The organism is Lysobacter sp. KACC 24251 (assembly GCF_057747755.1).
In genome coordinates, this window is record NZ_CM173222.1 from 1,366,955 (window position 1) to 1,384,262 (window position 17,308).

A 17,308-nucleotide genomic window follows, 5' to 3' on the forward strand; every position below is an offset into this window, starting at 1 on the left:
CGAACCTGCGCCCCGCGCCGGCACGGCCCAAAGCGACGTGCGGGCGGGGGCGCCTTTACCGAGCCCCTTCCGCATGTTCGCCAACGTTCCGAACCCCATTCCGGCCCGCATGAAGGGCCTCAACCGCGCCGAGATCTGCGACGTCAACTTCACCGAGTTCGTGAAGGGATGGGACGGCCAGCGCCAGGCTCGGCCGGCGCCGGGCGAGCCGATCCTCGACGGTAGTGCGCTGGACGCGCAGGGTTTCCGCGACCTGTTCGAGTCGCAGTTGGTCAGCCGCCACCTCGACCTGATGGCGCGTGTGCTGCGTGTGCAGAACAAGGTCTTCTATACCATTGGTTCCTCGGGGCACGAGGGCAACGCGATGGTGGCGCGGGCGGCGCGCCACACCGATCCGGCGTTCCTGCATTACCGCTCCGGCGGCTTCATGGCGGAACGCTTCCGCAAGCTGCCGGGCATGGACCCGATCATGGATTCGGCGCTGTCGTTCGCGGCCAGCAAGGACGACCCGGCCAGCGGCGGCCGCCACAAAGTGTGGGGCAGCAAGCCGTTGTGGGTGTTGCCGCAGACCTCGACCATTGCCTCGCACCTGCCCAAGGCGCTGGGCACCGCGGTCGCCATCGAGGCCGGCAAGCGATTGGGCGTGCAACTACCCATCCCGGATGACAGCATCGCCATCTGCTCGTTTGGCGACGCATCGGCTAACCATGCCACCGCGCAGACCGCGTTCAACGCGGCCTCCTGGACCGCGTACCAGAAGCTTCCGGCGCCCGTGCTGTTCGTCTGCGAGGACAACGGCATCGGCATTTCCGTCAAGACGCCGACCGGCTGGATCGCCGAAAGCATGCGCAACCGGCCGGACCTGGACTACTTCTTCGCCGATGGCCTTGATCTGGCAGCGGGCTATGGCCAGGTGCAGGCGGCGGTGGAACACTGCCGCCGCACGCGCCGGCCGACGTTCCTGCACCTGCGCACGACGCGCATCATGGGTCACGCCGGTACGGACTTCGAGATCGAATGGCGCAGCGTCGAAGAGCTCTGCGCGGTGGAGGCTTCCGATCCGCTGCTGCGTTCGGCCGCCATCGCCATTGAATCCGGGCTGATGAGCAAGGACGAGGTGCTGGAACTGTACGAGGCCACGCGTCGCAAGTGCTTCGCCGCGGCCGACGAGGCCGATCGCCGGCCGAAGCTGGATTCGCTGGCCGACGTGGTCGCGCCGCTGGCGCCGTACACCCCCGACAAGGTCATGGCCGAGGCCGAGCGCGCCGACTACGCCGAGCGCCGCCTCGCCGCCTTCGGCAGCGAGGCCAAGCTGCCGGAGAACCAGCCGCCGCGCCATCTGGCCATCCAGATCAACCAGGCCTTGCACGACACCTTCGCCAAGTACCCCGACACGCTGCTGTTCGGCGAGGACGTGGCGCAGAAGGGCGGCGTCTACACCGTCACCAAGGGCCTGCAGAAGGCCTTCGGACCGCGTCGCGTGTTCAACACGCTGCTGGACGAGACGATGATCCTGGGCATGGCGCAGGGCTTCGCCAACATGGGCATGCTGCCCATCCCCGAGATCCAGTACCTCGCGTACTTCCACAACGCCTGCGACCAGATCCGCGGCGAAGCGGCCAGCCTGCAGTTCTTCAGCAACAACCAGTACGCCAACCCGATGGTGGTGCGCATCGCCGGCCTGGGCTATCAGCGCGGCTTCGGTGGCCATTTCCACAACGACAACTCGATCACCGCGCTGCGTGACATCCCCGGGCTGGTGGTGGGCTGCCCGTCGCGTGGCGATGATGCGGCAACAATGCTGCGCACGCTGACCGCGCTGTCCAAGGTCGATGGCCGCGTCAGCGTGTTCCTCGAGCCGATCGCTCTGTACATGACCAAGGATCTGTACGAGCCGGGCGACGGCAAGTGGTTGACCACCTATCCGGCCCCGGGTGAGGCGATGACGTTGGGCGAGGGCCGCGTTTACGCGCCCGAGAGCGGTGGCGACGGGGATGATCTGGTGATCTTCACCTATGGCAATGGCGTGCCGATGAGCCTGCGTGCTGCGCGTCGCATCGAGCAGAAGCACGGCTGGAAGGCGAGGGTAGTGGACCTGCGCTGGCTGGTGCCGCTCAACGAGCAGTACATCCGCGAGCAGGCCAGGAGCGCCAAGCGGATCCTGGTGGTCGACGAAGGCCGCCACAGTGCCGGGGTGGGCGAGGGCGTTGTCACCGCGATCGCCGAGGGCGGCTACAGCGCCCGTCCGTTCCAGCGGGTGGTAGGTGCCGACACTTATACACCGCTGGCAGGGGCGGCCTTCCTGGTGATTCCGTCTGACGATGACATCGTCGCGGCAGCAGACAGGTTGGCCTAGGGCTCTGGCCCCAGCGACAAACAGCCTTTTTGCACGGCGCCGTCTGCTCTCAGCGGCGCTCCTCGGGCACTTCGATCGCAACGGGCGCCCGTGGGCGCCCGATGGCCTCAGCGGGCGAGACCTTCCGCCAGTGGCTCTTCGGTAACCGGGTGGCCATGCACCATCAGCGAGGCGGCTGCATCCCGCTCAAGCGGCACCACGGCCAGACCGCTCCAGTGCGTCCCGTCAGCGCTTGCCGATACAACGGGGCCCAGGACCGCATCATCGGCACGCACTTCGCTGCCGGCCTCAATCGGTTTGGCCGCGGAAATCAGCATCAGCCCGCGCTTCGCCTTGCCCAGGAAATGGGTGCGGGCCACGATTTCCTGACCGGGGTAGCAGCCCTTCTTGACGCTGAAGGCCTTCAGGCGCTCCAGCGACAGCTGTTGTGGCGTCCAGTGTTCCGCCTGGCTCGCCGGCAGGCGCGGCACCCCGTGGCGAAGGTCGGCGGCGGTCCACGCGGCCTCAAGCGCCGGCGCGGGCAGGGCGGGCGAGGGCGAGATCCACAATGTTCGGGGGGCTGATCCACTCATATCCAGTTCCAGCCCGCCCCCGGCATCCCCAGACAAGGTCGCCCCGCTCGCGCAAAGTGGCGTGGCAAATCGCCCTGCGACATGCAGGTCATTGCGAACGGCGATGGCCACTTTGCTGCGAAACACGAACCGTTTCAGAGCGTCGACCACTGTCGCCGGGTCCGCATCCGGCAGCATCAGCCAGAGCGTCTCGTCGTCCAGGCGAAGCAGCGCAAACAGCGCAATCACCCGACCCTTGGGCGTCAACCAGCCGTTCCACTGCCACTGCCCGTTGCCGAGCAGGCTGACGTCGTTCATGAACTGCGCCTGCGCAAAGGCCACCGCATCGCGTCCCGTGAGGGCCATAAGACGATGGTTGGAGAGGGCAAAAAGCCCGTCGAGCGTGGCGTGCGACTTGTCTGTCATGGGTGCGGGGCTTAACATTCAGGGTTCAGATGATAGGTCAACGCGCTCAAGACGCAGCTTCCGACCCCTCGCTCCAGCCCGCGGCCGAGCCGGTTACCCAACCCGACACGACCCAGGACACGCCGAAAGAACACGGCGGGCGCGAGGGACTGGACCCTGTTCGCTACGGCGACTGGGAAAAGAACGGCCGCTGCATCGACTTCTGACGCCCGACCCGCATCCCGCACTTCCCGCCGCTTCATAGTCCCGCCACGCGGCCCCGCCGCCCAGCCGAGAGACAACGCACGCTCATGGCCGATAACCCACGCGTTCGCGAACGTCCCTTGTCGCCACACCTGCAGGTTTACCGCTGGCAGGTTCAAATGGTGACGTCCATCCTGCACCGCACGACCGGTGTCATCCTCGCCGTTGGCAGCCTGCTGATCGCGGCGGCGCTGCTCAAGCTGGCAGCGGGTCCCGAGCAGTGGGCCGAAGTGGCTGCCTGCGCCCGTTCCCCGCTGGGCTTCCTGGTCCTGTTCGGGTGGAGCTGGGCCCTGGCCTACCACCTGATCAACGGAATCCGTCATCTGCTGCAGGACGCCGGCTACGGCTTCAAGGTTGAAGCCTTCGTGCGCAGCAGCTGGGTCAGCATATTCGGCAGCCTCGCTGTCACCGCGCTGATCTGGATCGTCGCCATGATGCAGCGAGGTGGTGCATGAGCACTAACAACTCCCGTCTCCGCAACCCGCTGAAGACCGCCCGCGGCCTCGGTTCGGCGAAGGAAGGCACGCACCATTTCATCGTCCAGCGCATCACGGCGATCGCGCTGGTCTTCCTCGGCCTGTACGTGCTGGGGCTGGTGGTGTTCAACGCCGGTGCCGATTACGCCACCGTGCGCGCCGCCGTCGCCAACCCGTTCAACGCCACCGTGCTGGTCGCGTCCCTCGTGGCGATGTTCTGGCACGCGCAGCTTGGCCTGCAGGTCATCGTCGAGGACTACGTGCACACGCCGGGCCTGGCCGTGGCATCGCAACTGGTGATCCGCTTCATCTGCGCCCTCGCTGCGATCGCCAGCGTGCTGGCCGTCATCCGTATCGCGCTGGGCGGCCTGTAAGCCACCGCCCGCCCAGCCTAGAGGACTCTGATCAATGGCATCGGCCTACAAGATCCAGGAACACACTTTCGACATGGTGGTCGTCGGCGCCGGTGGCGCCGGCCTGCGCGCCACCTTCGGCCTCGCCCAGAAGGGCCTGAAGACCGCGTGCATCACCAAGGTCTTCCCGACCCGTTCGCACACCGTGGCAGCACAGGGCGGCGTTGCCGCGGCGCTGGGCAACATGGGTGAGGACGACTGGCGTTACCACTTCTTCGACACCATCAAGGGGTCGGACTGGCTGGGCGACCAGGACGCCATCGAGTACATGTGCCGGGAGGCCATCCCCGCGATCATCGAGCTTGAACACCAGGGCGTGCCGTTCTCGCGCACCGAAGACGGCAGGATCTACCAGCGTCCGTTCGGTGGCATGACCACCCGCTTCGGCGAAGGTCCGCCGGCCCAGCGCACCTGCGCCGCGGCCGACCGCACCGGCCACGCGATCCTGCACACCCTGTACCAGCAATCGCTGGCGCATGACGCGCAGTTCTTCATCGAATATTTCGCGCTCGACCTGATCATGGACGAGCACGGCGCCTGCCGTGGCGTGCTCGCCCTCGACATGGCCGAAGGCACGCTGCACCTGTTCAAGGCGCAGGGCACGGTGCTGGCCACCGGCGGTTATGGCCGCGCCTACTTCTCCGCGACCTCCGCGCACACCTGCACCGGCGATGGCGGCGGCATGGCGCTGCGCGCCGGCCTGGGCATGCAGGACATGGAGTTCGTGCAGTTCCACCCGACCGGCATCTACGGGGCGGGCTGCCTGATCACCGAAGGCGTGCGCGGCGAAGGCGGGATCCTCCGCAACAGCAATGGCGAGCGCTTCATGGAGCGCTACGCCCCGAGCGTGAAGGACCTCGCCCCGCGCGACATGGTCAGCCGCTCGATGACGATCGAGATCCGCGAAGGCCGTGGCGTCGGCGAGCACAAGGACCACATCCTGCTCGACCTGACCCACCTCGGCCCCGAGGTCATCCACGAGAAGCTCCCGGGCATCGCCGAGTCGGCGCGCATCTTTGCCGGCGTCGACGTGGAGAAACAGCCGATCCCGGTGATCCCGACCGTGCACTACAACATGGGTGGCATCCCCACCAACTATCACGGCGAAGTGGTGCAGCTGAAGAACGGCAATCCGGATGAAGTGGTGCCGGGTCTGTATGCCATTGGCGAAGCCGCGTGCGTTTCGGTGCACGGCGCCAACCGACTGGGCTCCAACTCGCTGCTCGACCTGGTGGTGTTCGGGCGTGCCGTCGCCAACCGCGCGGCCGAGACCGTGAAGCGCGACGGCAAGCAGGCCAAGCTGGCCAGCGATGCCTGCGACAAGGCACTCGATCGCCTGGACAAGCTGCGCAATGCCACGGGCGGCACGCCGACCGCGGTCATTCGCGACAAGATGCAGCGCACCATGCAGGCCGACGCCGCGGTGTTCCGCACCGGCGAGACGCTGGCCGACGGCGTGAAGAAGATCCGCGACATCCACGCCTCCTTCGCCGACGTCAAGGTCACCGACCGTTCGCTGATCTGGAACTCGGACCTGATCGAGACCTTCGAGTTGTCCAACCTGTTGGACCAGGCGCTGGCGACCATCGTGTCGGCCGAGAACCGCACCGAGTCCCGCGGCGCCCATGCCCGCGAGGATTATCCGGAGCGCGACGACGCCAACTGGCAGAAGCACACCCTGTGCTGGGTGGACGACGCCGGCAACACGAAGATCGACTACCGCCCGGTGCACATGTACACGCTCAGCGGCGACGTCGACGTCATCCCGCCGAAGAAGCGCGTTTACTGATCTGGAGCGAGCACACGTGGCTGAATTCAATCTCCCGAAGAACTCGCAGATCCAGAAGGGCCGTCATTGGCCGACGGCTGGCGCCAAGCAGCCGCGCACCTTCAAGGTCTACCGCTGGAACCCCGACGACGGCATGAACCCGCGCGTGGACACCTATGAGGTGGACATGGCGACTTGCGGCCCGATGGTCCTGGACGCGCTGATCAAGATCAAGAACGAGATCGACCCGACCCTGACCTTCCGGCGTTCGTGCCGCGAGGGCATCTGCGGTTCGTGCGCGATGAACATCGACGGCACCAATACGCTGGCCTGCACCAAGGCCATCGATGACTGTGGCAAGGGCGACGTTCCGATTTACCCATTGCCGCACATGGAAGTGGTCAAGGACCTGGTGCCGGACCTGACCCACTTCTACGCGCAGTACGCGTCGATCCGTCCTTGGCTGCGCACGCAGAGCGCGACGCCATCCGACCGCGAGCGCCTGCAGTCGCCGGAAGACCGCAAGAAGCTCGACGGACTGTACGAGTGCATCCTGTGCGCATGCTGCTCGACCAGCTGCCCGAGCTACTGGTGGAACGGTGACCGTTACCTGGGCCCGGCGATCCTGCTGCAGGCCTACCGCTGGATCATCGACAGCCGCGACGAGGACACCGGTGCGCGCCTGGACGACCTTGAAGACCCGTTCAAGCTTTACCGCTGCCACACCATCATGAACTGCGCCCGCACCTGCCCGAAGGGGCTGAACCCGGCGCAGGCCATTGGCGAGATCAAGAAGCTGATGCTGGCGCGACGCGTCTGACCCACTGGTGATGTGGATTTCCGGGCCCGCCATGCGCGGGCCCGGTTGTTTATAGTCCCACCACCGTGCCCATTCGGGCCGAATCCCTGGAGACGCCGCAGTGGACGACCGAGCGATATTCCTGCCCGCACTGGCCATGGCCGTCCTGACTTTCGTGGTCTGGTGGAGCATGTGCTTCATGCGCGTGGGCCAGATGAGGCGCGAGCGCATCCATCCGCAGAAGGTGGCGACGTCCGCCCAAGCCGCGGCGCTACTGACCGACAGCCGGGCCGCGGACAACTTCCGCAATCTGTTCGAACTGCCGGTCCTGTTCTATGTCGCCCTGGTCGTGGCCGACCGTATCGGAATGGTGGATGGCATCAGCCTGGGGCTGGCCTGGGCATTTGTCGCCCTGCGCGTGGTCCACAGCGCGATCCAGGTGACCTACAACAAGGTCATGCATCGTTTCGCGGCGTATGTTTCGGGCGGAATGGCGCTATGGCTGTTGTGGGCGTACCTCGCGGTTGGCCTGCTGACTGGATGAATGTACTCATGACCGATACCCCCCTTGTGGACGACGAGGCCGAGTTGCGGCGGCTGCGCTGGAAGTGCCGCCGCGGCATGCGCGAGCTCGACCAGATGTTCGACCGGTACCTGGATCGCGCCTGGCGGCAATCGCCTACACGCGATCGGGAGGTCTTCCTACGGCTACTGCAAGTCGAGGACGATAAACTCTGGCACTGGTTCATGGGGCATGAGGCCGCCAGTGACACGGAGCTCGACGCGCTCGTCCAGCGGATACGCCAGTTGCCACCTTGAGTGGGGGCGATCGCGCCAGTTGGCCCTGATCCTCGGGCTGCTCGGGGTGGTGGCGACGGCAGCATTGTTCGCCAGCGACGTGCCGCGGGAGTGGGCCTGGATGGGTACCCCGCTGGTCCTGGCGTATGCCGCGCGGGCAGCCCTTCGGGAATGGCAGAGACCCAGGTGCTCGCTGGTGTTGCCTCCGCTGGCGCCTGAGGATTCCCCTGACGAGCCAGCTCCCGCGCTGTTTGATGGCATCCCGCTGGCCCCCCTTGAGGTTGTCTGGCGTGGCCGGGTGGGCTTCCTCCGCGGCCGGGGGCCTGGGGGACGTCTGGTCCGGACGGTGTTCTGGCCGGATGTCATCACCGCGCCGGCCCGGCGTGAACTCCGGCTGGCCCTGCGCGAACGCGCGACTTCGCCATCACGGAGTTCAATGGCACCATAGCCGCCATGTTCAAACCCATCCCAGTGGCCATCGGCCTGCGCTACCTTCGGGCCAAGCGCCGCAATGGCTTCATTTCCTTCATCTCGCTTGCGTCCATCCTCGGTATTGCGCTGGGGGTGGCCGCGCTGATCACCACGCTGGCGGTGATGAGCGGCTTCCAGCGCGAGATCCGCGACCGCATGCTGCAGATGGTTGCCCACGCCACGGTAAGCGGTTACGGCGAGCCGGTACGCGATTGGCCGCAGGCGGTGAAGCTGGCGGCAGCCGACAAGCGCGTCGCCGGCGCGGCACCGTATGTGGAGAAGGAGACCCTGCTCACCGGCGCCCGCAACCAGCCGGCCATGGTCCGCGGCGTTGTACCCGCCGAGGAGCCCAAGGTCTCGGTCATTGCCGACCGGATGGTGCAGGGCAAGTTCGGGTCGCTGCAGCCCGGATCGTTCAACATCATCCTCGGGAAGGAGTTGGCGTTGTGGCTGGGCGTGGGTGTCGGTGACAAGGTCACGATGATGACCTCCGACTTCCGCAGCACGCCGATGGGCGCGTTGCCGCAGCTCAAGCGCTTCACCGTCAGCGGCATCTTCGAGGCCGGCTACAACGAATACGACAAGGGCATGGCCTTCGTGCACATGCAGGACCTGCAGCGCGTGCTGCGCATGGGCGAGGGCGTGACCGGCGTGCGCCTCAAGCTGCATGACATGGACCAGGCCTGGAACGTGGCGCGCGACCTTGCGCTCAACCTGGGCGAGGTCTACCGGGTCAGCGACTGGACCAGCGAGAACGCGAACATGTTCCGGGCGCTGAAGATGGAGAAGACCATCATGGCGGTGCTGCTGTCGCTGATCATTGCCATGGGCGCGTTCAACCTGGTGTCCTCGCAGGTGATGCTGGTGACGGACAAGCAGGCGGACATCGCCATCCTGCGCACGTTGGGCCTGTCGCCTGGCGGCGTGATGCAGGTGTTCATGGTGCAGGGCTCGCTGATCGGAGTGATTGGCACGGTGCTCGGCGTTGTGGGCGGTGTGCTGTTGACCCTCAACCTGGAGGGCATCCTGTTCGGAATCGAGAAGCTCACCGGCTACCAGTTGCTGCCGGCCGACGTGTATTACGTCACCGGCCTTCCCACCGATCTGCAGGGGAGTGACGTCACCATGATCGCGGTCATCGCGCTGGTAATGGCGTTCCTCGCGACAATCTATCCGGCATGGCGAGCGGCACGCACCGCACCGGCAGAGGCGCTTCGCTATGAGTGACCCGGTAGTGATCCAATCCGTGACCGACACGAACGCGGCGGATGCCGTCCTGAGGTGCCAGGGCTTGGGCATGACCTATGCCGAGGGCAAGCTGCGCACGCCAGTGTTCGACGGGCTGGACCTGTCCGTTCGCAAGGGTGAGACGGTGGCCATCCTGGGCGCATCCGGGGCAGGCAAGAGCACGCTGCTGCACCTGCTCGGCGGCCTGGATACGCCGACCGCGGGTGAAGTCTTCGTGGCAGGCCAACGGATGAATGCGCTGTCGGACAAGGCGCGCGGCGCACTGCGCAATCGCGCACTGGGCTTCGTCTACCAGTTCCACCACCTGCTGCCCGAGTTCACCGCAGTGGAGAACGTCATGTTGCCCGTGCTGCTCAGCGGCGCGGACGTGGCCGAGGGGCGCAAGCGCGCGACCATGCTGCTTGAGGCGGTCGGTCTGTCGCACCGTCTGCAGCACAAGCCCGGCGAACTGTCCGGCGGCGAGCGCCAGCGGGCCGCCGTCGCGCGGGCGCTGGTCAACAACCCGGCGTGCGTGCTTGGCGACGAACCCACGGGCAATCTCGACGAAAAGACCGCCGCCACCGTCTTCGACCTGATGCTGGGGCTCAACCGCGAGCAAGGGACCAGCCTGGTACTGGTGACCCATGATCGTCGCCTGGCCAGGCGGCTGGACCGGGTGATGGAGTTGCACGAGGGCAAGCTCCGGCAGTTGATGCCTGACGAGGTCTAGGCCTCATGGACAGCGCGGCAGGGACGCCGCCCTTCGGAATCGCCACCGCGGCGGCATTGCTTTGTGGTGTGGCCGCCCTGTTGTTATGGCCGATGCTGCCGCCGGCTCGACTCTGGTGCCTGATGGCTCTGCTGGCAGGCGGATTGCTGTGGCTCAAGGCAGGCCACTGGCGATGGGCTGGCGCCTTGCTGGTGGGTTTCGGTTTGTCCGGGCTCCACGCGGGCCACACATTGGCGATGCAGTTGCCCGCGGCATGGGAAAAGCGGGTCGTGACTATCAGCGGCACGGTGGTGGATCTGCCTGAGCACGAACCTCGGCAGACGCGCTTCCTGTTCAAGGTGGACGATGAACTGTCGCAACCTGAGCCCTTGCGCGGCCATCGCGTGCGCGTCTCGTGGTCCGACACGGATGCGTCGATGCGCGGTGGTGTGCAGGCAGGCCAGCGGTGGCGGCTCAAGGTTCGGCTCAAGGCACCGCGAGGGCTGCGGAACGCCGGCGGGTCCGACGCGGAAAAGCATGCGTTCGCCTGGCGGATTGCCGCCAATGCCCAGGTGCGCCAGCCGCGCACGGCCCATCGCCTCGCCGAGGCGCGTGGCTTGCAGTCGTGGCGCGAGTCGGTTTCGGCGCGAATCGCCAGCGCCATTCCAGGCGACACTTCGCGCTTCATCCGCGCACTGGCAATCGGTGACACCCGCGCGATCAGTGACGAGGATTGGACGCTGCTGCGCGCCAACGGCCTGACCCATCTCATCGCCATATCGGGCTCGCACGTGGGGCTGGTCGCGGGGTTCTTCGCGATGCTGGTGTATGCGCTGTGGTGGGTGCTGCCCGCGCTGGCCAAATGGGTGCCGCGACAGGTGGCAGCGGCGCTGGGGGCGACGCTCGGGGCCGTGGCATACACGGCGGGCGCTGGCTTCGCGGTGCCGACCGTACGCACCGCCCTCATGATTGCCGCCGTGTCACTGGCGCTGGGCGCGCGCCGCCGCGTATCGCCATTCGACACGTTGGCCTTGGCGGTGATCGTGGTGCTGCTCTACGACCCGCTGTCCGTGCTGGGTGCCGGCTTCTGGCTGAGCTTCATGGGCGTGGCCTGGCTCATGTGGTGCCTGCCGCAGGGAGGACGCCAGCCCGTGCGGGAGTTCCTGTCCGCGCAGGGCGTGGCCACGGTGGGGCTGTTGCCGATGGCGGTTCTGCTGTTCGGGCAGGTGTCGATGGCGGGCCCGCTCGCCAACCTGGTCGCCGTGCCCTGGTGGAGCCTGGTGGTCGTGCCGCTCTCGCTGCTGGGTGCCGCGCTGGAGTCGCTGAGTCCAGGGCTGGGCGCTTGGCCCCTGCGCGCGGCGGCGTGGTGCTTCGACCTCAGTTGGCCCTTGTTCGAATGGCTTGGCAGCAGCCCCCTGGCGCTGTGGTGGGTGGCGGAGTCCCGGTGGTTCGCCATGCCATTGGCACTGCTGGGCGCGTTCTGGTTGTTGCTGCCGCGCGGTGTCGCCGGGAAGCCGCTCGCGGTGCTGCTCTGGCTGCCGCTGCTGTGGCCGGATCGCCAGTTGCCCGCACACGGCTCGGCGGAGGTCACGGTCATCGACGTCGGGCAGGGGCTGTCGGTGCTGGTGCGGACCGCCCGCCACACCCTGCTGTACGACACCGGCCCCGCTATGCGGGACGGGTTCAACGCCGGCGAGCGGGCAGTGCTGCCGACGCTGCGGGCGCGAGGGGTGCGCCGGATCGACCGGGTCGTGGTCAGCCACGCCGACAACGATCACGCAGGTGGTCTCGAGGCGGTGCGCGCGGCGTATCAGCTGCCGCTACTGGAGGCCCCCGAAGGGGCTGGACTGGAGGGCGCGCGCATGTGCGTGGCCGGACAAGGCTGGTCGTGGGATGGGGTGAAGTTCCGTTTCCTTCACCCGACTCCGTACTTCCCCTATCTGGCCAACGACTCCAGTTGCGTGCTGAGGGTGGAGACGCGGCAAGGCGTATTGCTGCTCACCGGCGACATCGGCGAGATCATCGAGCGCGAACTGGTCCGCCGCGACCCAGTGGCACTGGTGGCCGACGTCGTCGTGGTCGCCCACCACGGCAGCGAGACCTCCTCGGATCCGGCTTTCGTCACGGCGACCCGGGCACGCCACGCCATCATGTCCACCGGTCATGGCAACCTGTTCCGGCACCCGCGCCCCAGCATCGTCCAGCGCTGGCGCGACGCCGGGGCCACCGTCTGGGATACCGCGCGGGCCGGGGCCATCACGTTCAGATTGGGCCAGGGCGCCCTGGAGCCCGAAACGCGACGGGCAACACACCGGCGTTTGTGGGATGCGGAGCAGCGGGTGGAGCAGGGCCGCGCTGGGCTATCCTATCGGTCGGATTGAGACGGCTGCGTGCCGGAGGTTTACGAGTGCTGGAACTGGTCAAGGCAGGCGGCTGGCCGATGATTCCGCTATTGATCCTGTCGGCGCTCGCGCTGGCCCTGATCGTGGAGCGTGCTTGGACCCTGCGGCGCAAGGCGGTGATCCCGCCCGGGCTGGGCAAGGAAGTGCGCGAGTGGGCCGCGGGCGGCAAGCTGGACCCCGCCCACATCGACACCCTCCGCAGCACTTCGCCGCTGGGCACACTGCTGGCCGCCGCGCTGGACGTTCGCAACCGCCCGCGGGACCAGATCCGCGAGCGGATCGAGGACGTGGGCCGCCATCTGGTCCACCGGATGGAGCGCTACCTCAACACGCTGGGCACCATTGCCGCCGCGGGTCCACTGCTGGGCCTGTTCGGTACCGTGGTGGGCATGATCCAGATGTTCCTGGGCATCCTCGACCACGGCATCGGCGACGTGAACCAGCTGGCCGGTGGTATCGGCAAGGCGCTGGTGTGCACCGCCACCGGCATGATCGTGGCCATCCCCGCGTTGATGGCGCATCGGTGGTTCCGTGGCCGCATCGCCGAGTACATCGTTGACATGGAGTCCGAGGCCATCCTGCTGCTGGACACCATCGAGCCGCGCGCGGCTTCGGCGAAGGTCGCGGCAGGCGCCCATGGCATCACCCCGCCGGTGAGCGCGAGCTGACGCATGCGCATCCGCGACCACCGCGCCGACGATGAGCCGGAGATCAACCTGGTCCCGATGATCGACGTGATCCTGGTGTTGATCATCTTCTTCGTGGTCACCGCCACGTTTGACGCACGTAGCGTGCTGAAGCTGGAGTTGCCGCGCGCCAGCGGCAAGGCCAGCGAGTCGAACCAGGCGCTGTCCATCCTGGTCAATGCCAACGGCCGATATTTCGTGCACGACCGTGAAGTGCTGCGTGACGACCTGGATTCGTTGAAGGCAACCATTGCCGAAGTGGCCGGCAACGATCGCGAACGCCCCGTGCTGTTGCGCGCCGATGCCCGCACGCCGCACCAGGCCGTGGTCACTGCTTACGACGCCCTGGGTCAGCTTGGTTTCCAGCGGATCATGATCGCTACTGCCCCGGCGCCGAAGGCGACTACCGAGGGGCGCGAATGAGTGGCGCTTCTTCGCCGTGGGAGACCTACCGGCGACTGATCGCATTTGCCCGGCCATACCGCCCGCTGCTGCTCGCTGGGCTGGTGGCGGCATTGATCGAGGCGGCTGCCGCCGGTGGCTTCACCATGCTGATGAAGCCGATCATCGACGAGACGTTCATCAGCAAGAACGCCGAAATGAGCCTGCTGCTGCCGCTGCAGATCGTCGCTCTGTTCGTGCTGCGTGGCATCGCGGGCTACGTTACCGACATGTCCATGGCGCGTTCCAGCCGTGGTATTGCCCGCGACCTGCGGGTGCAGGTGTTGGGCAAGTACCTCCGGCTGCCGGGGCTGCGCTTCGACAGCGAGCCGGTGCCGTCGATGCTGACGCGCCTGGGCTCCGACAGCGACCAGATGGCCGCCGCCGCCATCGACGCGATGAAGGTCATGCTGCAGCAGGCGCTGCAGGTCCTGGTCATGCTGGGCGTGATGCTACACGCCAGTTGGAAGGTCACGTTGGCCGTGCTGGTGCTCGCGCCGCCGTTGGCGTGGATCATGGACAAGGTCGGCCGACGTTACCGCCGCATCAGCCATCGCATCCAGGAAAGCAGCGGGCAGTTGCTGCAGCTTGCGGACCAGTCGCTGTCCAACCAGCAGGAAGTGAAGGTTTATGGCGCGCAGGACGCCGAACTCAGGCGTTATACCGAGCAGGCCAACACCCACCTCCGCCTGAGCATGAAGGTGGAATCCACCCGCAGCATCTCCTCGGCGATGGTGCAGCTCATGGGGTCCGTGGGGCTCGCCGCGCTGCTGTTCATGGCGGGGCGCGAGGCCTTGGCCGGGCAGCTCAGTGCGGGTGGCTTCGTGGTCCTGATGACCTCGATGATGGCCATCATCCCCGCCATCAAACAGCTGACCAACGTCCAGGGCATGCTGCAGAGGGGCGTCGCGTCGGCGCAGCGGCTGTTCTCGGTACTCGATGCCCCGGACGAGCCGGACCACGGTACCCGTACGATCGAGCGGGCACAGGGCCTGGTCGAGTTCCGTGAAGTGACGGCGCGCTACCCGGATCAGGCGCAGCCTGCCTTGGCCGACGTCAGCTTCATCGCCCGCCCGGGCACCGTCACCGCCATCGTCGGTCGGTCCGGCAGCGGCAAGTCCAGCCTGATCAAGCTGATCCCCCGCTTCTACGAGGCGGAATCCGGCCAGATCCTGGTCGATGGCGTGCCGGTCGACACCTACCGACTGGCTGACCTCAGGCGGCAGATCGCCTTGGTGGGACAGCAGGTGATGCTGTTCGATGGCACCGTTGCCGCCAACGTGGCCTATGGCGAGATGGAGCAGGCCCCGCCCGAGGGGCTGGAGCGCGCGATCAGGGGTGCGAACGCGATGGAATTCGTCGAGCGCATGCCCGACGGCGTCCGGACGTCCATCGGGATCAAGGGCGGTCGCCTGTCCGGGGGCCAACGCCAGCGCCTCGCAATTGCCCGCGCGATGCTCAAGGACGCGCCCATCCTGATCCTGGACGAGGCCACCGCTGCCCTGGATACGGAATCCGAGCGCCTCGTGCAGGATGCGCTCGAACACCTGATGCCCAACCGCACAACGCTGGTCATTGCCCATCGCCTGTCCACCATCGAGCACGCTGACCAGGTGCTGGTAATGGACGAAGGCCGCATCGTCGAGCGCGGCACGCACGCCGAGTTGCTGGCGCGTGACGGGCTTTATGCTCATCTTCACCGCATGCAGTTCCGAGAGGCTCAATGAGCGGATCGCAAGGCGCGCCCCGCGATCATCATCCGGCGTGGTGGTACGGAGATACCTCCGTTCCCCTGCACGCCCGCGTGCTCGCGGGCCTGTATGGCGCAGTGGGTGCACTGCGCAGGCGTTTTTATCGCATCGGATTGTTGCGCCGCCACCATCCCGGCATCCCCGTGGTGGTGGTTGGCAACATCACCGCCGGTGGGGCGGGCAAGACGCCGCTCACCATCGCGTTGGTTGAGCGCCTGCGCGCGGCGGGCTGGAACCCGGGCGTGGCCAGTAGGGGCTACGGCCGCGACAACGCCAAGCGCGCGCTGTGGGTGGAAGAGGGGACTACACCCCTCGAGGGCGGGGACGAGCCGACGCTGATCGTGCGCCGTACGGGTGTCCGCTTGCGGGCGGACGTGCGTCGTGCTGATGCGGCCCTGGCGCTCGCGCAGGCCGGCTGCGACATCGTGGTCTGCGATGACGGCCTGCAGCACTACGCGCTGCATCGCGACGTCGAGATCGAAGTCATCGATGCGCGCCGACGCTACGGCAATGGGCAACTGCTTCCAGCCGGCCCCCTGCGCGAGCTGCCCGAGCGCGGCCGCCAGTGTGACTTCCGCGTGGTCAATCTCGGTGGGCCCGGCACGGCCACGCTCAATGGTGAAACCGGTTTTGGCGAATGGCCGATGCGCCTGCGTGCCGAACACGCGCTGCCAATGGCCGGGGGGCGCCCACGCCCGTTGTCCGACTTTGCCGGCCAGCGCGTGCATGCCGTGGCCGGTATCGGCGATCCGGAGCGCTTTTTCACCATGCTGCGTGGTTTCGACATCGCCGTGGTGCCGCATGCCTTCGCCGACCACCATCGCTACACCCGCGAGGACTTCGAGTTCGGCAGCCGCCTGCCGGTGCTGATGACCGAGAAAGACGCGGTCAAGTGCGCCGAGTTCGATTCCGAACTTTTCTACAGCGTGCCCATCGACGCCGAATTGCCGGAGGCGTTCTGGGTGGCGCTGCTGACCCGACTGTCCCAGACCCGCACCGCCTACCAGCACGCCTCGCCATGATTGATTTTGTTGTCGCCATTCCCGCCCGCTATGCCGCCTCGCGCCTGCCCGGCAAGCCGCTGCGCTTGTTGGGCGGCGAGCCGCTGGTGCTGCACGTTGCGCGTCGAGCGCTGGCGGCCGGCGCCCGCGAAGTCTGGGTTGCGGCCGACGACGAGCGCATCGCCACCGCGCTCGACGGCTGTGGCGTGCGCGTGGCCATGACCTCGGTTGACCATGCCTCCGGCACCGACCGCTTGGCCGAATGCGCCACGATCGCCGGCTGGTCCGACGACACGATCGTCGTGAATCTCCAGGGGGACGAGCCGTTCGCACCGGCCTCCGGAATTCGCCTGGTGGCAGAGTTGGTGCGCGACAGCGGTGCGCCAATGAGTACGCTGGCCGCGCCGATCACTGATGTCGAAGTGCTGTTCGACCCCAACGCGGTCAAGTTGGTCACCGCGCAGAGTGGCGACGCACTGTACTTCAGCCGTGCCCCGTTGCCTTGGCCGCGCGATGCGTTCGCCAAGGATCGCACCTTCCTGCCCGACGACGACGTATGGATGCGCCACATCGGCATCTACGGCTACCGCGCCGGCTTCCTTCGGCGGTTCGCGGCCATGCCGCAGGGTCGGTTGGAAATGGTGGAGTCGCTGGAGCAGCTGCGCGTGCTCGAAGCCGGGCACCGCATTGCCGTGGCGCTTACCCCCGAGCCATTCCCAGCGGGCGTGGACACGCCCGAGGACCTCGCGCGGGCCGAGGCGCGGGTCGCCAGCCGGAGCCACTGAACATG

16 protein-coding genes and 1 pseudogene are annotated in these 17,308 nt (G+C 67.0%); 16 read left to right on the forward strand and 1 reads right to left on the reverse strand.

Annotated features, from left to right (window positions below; translation table 11 throughout):
* Positions 1 to 73: 73 nt before the first annotated feature.
* Positions 74 to 2,356: a thiamine pyrophosphate-dependent enzyme gene (locus AC3ARF_RS06505; protein WP_498931381.1), complete on the forward strand. Its 2,283-nt coding sequence runs from the start codon at positions 74 to 76 to the stop codon at positions 2,354 to 2,356.
* A 107-nt stretch (positions 2,357 to 2,463) separates the two neighbouring features.
* Here AC3ARF_RS06505 and ygfZ read toward each other — a convergent pair whose 3' ends face one another.
* Complete coding sequence (ygfZ, locus tag AC3ARF_RS06510; protein WP_498931383.1) at positions 2,464 to 3,333, reverse strand: CAF17-like 4Fe-4S cluster assembly/insertion protein YgfZ; 870 nt, start codon at positions 3,331 to 3,333, stop codon at positions 2,464 to 2,466.
* 29 nt (positions 3,334 to 3,362) lie between these two features.
* Here ygfZ and AC3ARF_RS06515 point away from each other — a divergent pair, with 29 nt between their 5' ends.
* The 15 genes and pseudogenes from AC3ARF_RS06515 to kdsB all read left to right on the forward strand — a co-directional run bounded on the left by AC3ARF_RS06515 (position 3,363) and on the right by kdsB (position 17,303).
* The gene (locus AC3ARF_RS06515; RefSeq protein WP_498931385.1) at positions 3,363 to 3,539 is read left to right on the forward strand and encodes a DUF1674 domain-containing protein; all 177 of its coding nucleotides are present in this window, start codon (positions 3,363 to 3,365) and stop codon (positions 3,537 to 3,539) included.
* Between the two features lie 84 nt (positions 3,540 to 3,623).
* Entirely contained in the window at positions 3,624 to 4,031 is a 408-nt protein-coding gene (gene sdhC, locus AC3ARF_RS06520) for a succinate dehydrogenase, cytochrome b556 subunit (protein ID WP_498931387.1), read from the forward strand.
* A complete protein-coding gene (sdhD, locus tag AC3ARF_RS06525) occupies positions 4,028 to 4,426 on the forward strand; it encodes a succinate dehydrogenase, hydrophobic membrane anchor protein (protein WP_498931389.1) in 399 nt (132 codons plus the stop codon). Before sdhC ends, sdhD begins: the two co-directional genes overlap by 4 nt.
* A gap of 34 nt (positions 4,427 to 4,460) precedes the next feature.
* Positions 4,461 to 6,254: a succinate dehydrogenase flavoprotein subunit gene (gene sdhA, locus AC3ARF_RS06530; RefSeq protein ID WP_498931391.1), complete on the forward strand. Its 1,794-nt coding sequence runs from the start codon at positions 4,461 to 4,463 to the stop codon at positions 6,252 to 6,254.
* A 16-nt stretch (positions 6,255 to 6,270) separates the two neighbouring features.
* The gene (locus tag AC3ARF_RS06535) at positions 6,271 to 7,053 is read left to right on the forward strand and encodes a succinate dehydrogenase iron-sulfur subunit (protein ID WP_498931393.1); all 783 of its coding nucleotides are present in this window, start codon (positions 6,271 to 6,273) and stop codon (positions 7,051 to 7,053) included.
* Between the two features lie 100 nt (positions 7,054 to 7,153).
* Positions 7,154 to 7,576 carry an MAPEG family protein gene (locus tag AC3ARF_RS06540; RefSeq protein WP_498931395.1) on the forward strand — a complete coding sequence of 141 codons (423 nt, stop codon included), beginning with the start codon at positions 7,154 to 7,156 and terminating at the stop codon, positions 7,574 to 7,576.
* Between the two features lie 26 nt (positions 7,577 to 7,602).
* A complete protein-coding gene (locus AC3ARF_RS06545; RefSeq protein WP_498931783.1) occupies positions 7,603 to 7,851 on the forward strand; it encodes an FAD assembly factor SdhE in 249 nt (82 codons plus the stop codon).
* Between the two features lie 432 nt (positions 7,852 to 8,283).
* Positions 8,284 to 9,528, forward strand: coding sequence for a lipoprotein-releasing ABC transporter permease subunit (locus tag AC3ARF_RS06550; protein ID WP_498931397.1), 1,245 nt, complete (start codon positions 8,284 to 8,286; stop codon positions 9,526 to 9,528).
* Positions 9,521 to 10,258: a lipoprotein-releasing ABC transporter ATP-binding protein LolD gene (gene lolD / locus AC3ARF_RS06555; protein WP_498931399.1), complete on the forward strand. Its 738-nt coding sequence runs from the start codon at positions 9,521 to 9,523 to the stop codon at positions 10,256 to 10,258. Before AC3ARF_RS06550 ends, lolD begins: the two co-directional genes overlap by 8 nt.
* 5 nt (positions 10,259 to 10,263) lie before the next feature.
* Positions 10,264 to 12,751, forward strand: a pseudogene (locus AC3ARF_RS06560) (DNA internalization-related competence protein ComEC/Rec2); the annotation flags it as partial.
* A complete protein-coding gene (locus AC3ARF_RS06565) occupies positions 12,645 to 13,307 on the forward strand; it encodes a MotA/TolQ/ExbB proton channel family protein (RefSeq protein WP_498931401.1) in 663 nt (220 codons plus the stop codon). The pseudogene AC3ARF_RS06560 and the gene AC3ARF_RS06565, both read left to right, overlap by 107 nt.
* Before the next feature lie 3 nt (positions 13,308 to 13,310).
* Positions 13,311 to 13,748 (forward strand): ExbD/TolR family protein, encoded by a 438-nt coding sequence (locus AC3ARF_RS06570; protein ID WP_498931402.1) that lies wholly within the window; start codon positions 13,311 to 13,313, stop codon positions 13,746 to 13,748.
* Entirely contained in the window at positions 13,745 to 15,493 is a 1,749-nt protein-coding gene (msbA, locus tag AC3ARF_RS06575) for a lipid A export permease/ATP-binding protein MsbA (protein ID WP_498931405.1), read from the forward strand. Before AC3ARF_RS06570 ends, msbA begins: the two co-directional genes overlap by 4 nt.
* Positions 15,490 to 16,539: a tetraacyldisaccharide 4'-kinase gene (gene lpxK / locus AC3ARF_RS06580; protein WP_498931407.1), complete on the forward strand. Its 1,050-nt coding sequence runs from the start codon at positions 15,490 to 15,492 to the stop codon at positions 16,537 to 16,539. The genes msbA and lpxK overlap by 4 nt, the downstream gene beginning before the upstream one ends.
* Positions 16,536 to 17,303, forward strand: a complete 768-nt coding sequence (kdsB, locus tag AC3ARF_RS06585) for a 3-deoxy-manno-octulosonate cytidylyltransferase (RefSeq protein ID WP_498931410.1) — start codon at positions 16,536 to 16,538, stop codon at positions 17,301 to 17,303. The genes lpxK and kdsB overlap by 4 nt, the downstream gene beginning before the upstream one ends.
* Positions 17,304 to 17,308 lie beyond the last annotated feature (5 nt).

Bases quoted from the DNA above. Each gene is read 5' to 3' on its own strand.
- AC3ARF_RS06505 (WP_498931381.1), top strand. From the start codon at position 74: ATGTTCGCCAACGTTCCGAACCCCATTCCGGCCCGCATGAAGGGCCTC.
- ygfZ (WP_498931383.1), bottom strand. From the start codon at position 3,333: ATGACAGACAAGTCGCACGCCACGCTCGACGGGCTTTTTGCCCTCTCC.
- AC3ARF_RS06515 (WP_498931385.1), top strand. From the start codon at position 3,363: ATGATAGGTCAACGCGCTCAAGACGCAGCTTCCGACCCCTCGCTCCAG.
- sdhC (WP_498931387.1), top strand. From the start codon at position 3,624: ATGGCCGATAACCCACGCGTTCGCGAACGTCCCTTGTCGCCACACCTG.
- sdhD (WP_498931389.1), top strand. From the start codon at position 4,028: ATGAGCACTAACAACTCCCGTCTCCGCAACCCGCTGAAGACCGCCCGC.
- sdhA (WP_498931391.1), top strand. From the start codon at position 4,461: ATGGCATCGGCCTACAAGATCCAGGAACACACTTTCGACATGGTGGTC.
- AC3ARF_RS06550 (WP_498931397.1), top strand. From the start codon at position 8,284: ATGTTCAAACCCATCCCAGTGGCCATCGGCCTGCGCTACCTTCGGGCC.
- lolD (WP_498931399.1), top strand. From the start codon at position 9,521: ATGAGTGACCCGGTAGTGATCCAATCCGTGACCGACACGAACGCGGCG.
- AC3ARF_RS06570 (WP_498931402.1), top strand. From the start codon at position 13,311: ATGCGCATCCGCGACCACCGCGCCGACGATGAGCCGGAGATCAACCTG.
- msbA (WP_498931405.1), top strand. From the start codon at position 13,745: ATGAGTGGCGCTTCTTCGCCGTGGGAGACCTACCGGCGACTGATCGCA.
- lpxK (WP_498931407.1), top strand. From the start codon at position 15,490: ATGAGCGGATCGCAAGGCGCGCCCCGCGATCATCATCCGGCGTGGTGG.
- kdsB (WP_498931410.1), top strand. From the start codon at position 16,536: ATGATTGATTTTGTTGTCGCCATTCCCGCCCGCTATGCCGCCTCGCGC.